This is a genomic window from Streptomyces pathocidini (assembly GCF_001418495.1).
Lineage (GTDB): Bacteria > Actinomycetota > Actinomycetes > Streptomycetales > Streptomycetaceae > Streptomyces > Streptomyces pathocidini.
On sequence record NZ_LIQY01000557.1, the window covers coordinates 1 to 2162 of the forward strand.

General features: G+C 71.3%; 1 protein-coding gene and 1 pseudogene. Both read right to left on the reverse strand.

The genetic code is table 11. From position 1 onward, the window contains the following. Window positions 1-1093, reverse strand: a 1093-nt coding sequence (locus AOK16_RS22495) for an IPT/TIG domain-containing protein (protein ID WP_055473987.1), incomplete at its 3' end; no start/stop codon positions are given. A 248-nt stretch (window positions 1094-1341) separates the two neighbouring features. Then, window positions 1342-2162, reverse strand: a pseudogene (locus AOK16_RS22500) (malto-oligosyltrehalose synthase); the annotation flags it as partial.

Below are 2162 nucleotides of genomic sequence, written 5' to 3' on the forward strand. Positions count from 1 at the left end.
CGCCACCCGGGGTGGTGACGACGACCGTCGCGGGCCCTGCCACTCCGGGGGGTGTGAGGCCGACGATGTTGGTGGGCGTCGTGAGGAGCACGGTGGCGGGGACGCCGTTGAAGGTGACGGTCCCGCCGGTGAGGTTGGTGCCGGTGATGACGAACAGCGTGAGACCTGTCGTGGGCCCGACGGATGGCACGATGCTGATGACCGTCGGCACGGGCGCCACGTAGGTGAAGCTGCCGGGGGGGAGGGCGGCAGCGCCACCCGGGGTGGTGACGACGACCGTCGCGGGCCCTGCCGCTCCGGGGGGTGTGGTGCCGGTGATGGTAGTGGAGTTGACTACGGCGACCCCGGTGGCGGGGGCACCATTGAAGGTGACGGTCGCCGGGCTGACGAAGTTGGTGCCGGTGATGGTGAACGCGGTGCCACCCAAAGTTGTCCCGCTGGGCGGCGCGATGCTCACGGCCGTGGGCGGGGCAGGCGGCACGTAGGTGAAGCCGCCCGGGACATTGGCGGCGCCACCCGGGGTGGTGACGGTGACCGTCGCGGGCCCTGGCAGTCCGGGGGGTGTGAAGCCGGTGATGGAGGTGCCTGCGCCGTTGACGGCGACCCCGGTGGCGGGGACGCCGTTGAAGGTGACGGTTGCGCCGAACAGGTCGGCGCCCGTGATGGTGAACGCGGTGCCACCCGCCGTGGGTCCGCTGGTCGGGCTGATCGCGAGGACCGTGGGGGGCACCGGCGGCCCGGTGTACGTGTACTGGCCAGTGCCGATGCCAGTACCGAGCGGGAAGAACGAGGCGGTCACGACGACCGGGACGATGGCCGGTACGGGGCCCGGGTGCGGCGGGGCGACAACCGTGACCTGCTTGGAGAACAGCACGTTGGATTGCCCGACTATGGTCGCGGGGCTCCCGTTGAAGGTGACCGATGTGATGGTGTACAGGAAGGGCGGGTAGAGGGCCGGGGCCGTCACCTGGATCGTGACCGCATTGCCCCCGACGGCGGGACCTGCGGCGGGGGTGATGCTGTCAACCTGCAGAGTGATGAGGGAGGCCTGGGCGCTGAGCCCGCTCCCCTGCAGTTGTAGGGCTGTGGACATGCTGGCTCCTTGCGGGAGTTCGCGGAAAGCGGAGGTCAACTGCCCTCGATCACGTTGTCTTCGATCGGGTTAATGGCCGCCGCTCTCGGGCGTGTTGGACTTTTTTCACGCTAAAGTCCGCAGTCGTCCGCAAGAAGGCGCATTAGGGGTGCCTCTGAGGCATTATCAGCACTTCGGTAACTTGTGTGACGATCCGATATCGAGCCGATGTTCGACCCTTTGCTACTGGCGTACGCCGGGCCGTTCCGCTACTCGTCACGCCTGACCAGCAGTGCCACCGGGGCCTCGGTGAGCAGTTCGCGCAGCGGGATCCGACCGCCCTCTACCGACCGGCCCGAGAGGGTGTCCGTCCAAGGGCCCTCCGGAAGCGTCAACTCCGTGTCCCGCCAGCCGCCCGATTCCTCCAGACGCCGGGAGAGACGGGTCGCCGCCGTGATCGCCCCGCCCCCGCGGGCGAACGCCACGCAGTGGTCCGCCGCCGGGCCCTCCGCCGTCAGCGGCTCGTACGAGCCCAACCGGCCGAACCAGTCCGGGTGTTCACGGCGCAGCCGCAGCGCGGTGGCGGTGAGGTGGAGTTTCTCCTCCGAGAGTGTCCGGGGTGCCCGGCCCTCGTCCAGGGCGGACAGCAGGGCTGAAGGGAACTCGGCCGGGCGGCGGTTGTCCGGATCGACCAGGGCCGCGTACTCCCGCTCCGTGCCCTGGTAGACGTCCGGCACGCCCGGCATGGTGAGGTGGAGCAGCGCCATGCCCAGGACGTTCGCGTGGGCCGCCGATGCCATCGACCGGGCGAAGCGGGCCATCGCGGTCCGCGCCGCCCCGCACGGGCCCGCCGCCACGAACGCCGCCACCGCCTCCTCGTACGCCGGGTCGGACTCGGTCCACGAGGTCCGCAGGGCCGCCTCGCGGACCGACTTGACCACGGCGGCCGTGAGGCGCTCGGTCGGCGCCGCGCCGACCCCTGCGGCGTTCCCCACGGCGTGCCCGGCGCCGATCCCCGTGTCGGCATCCGCGTCCGCCGCCGGGTCGATCCCCGGAGGGGAGGCTTGGGCGCCGGGCGCCGGGCACGCCG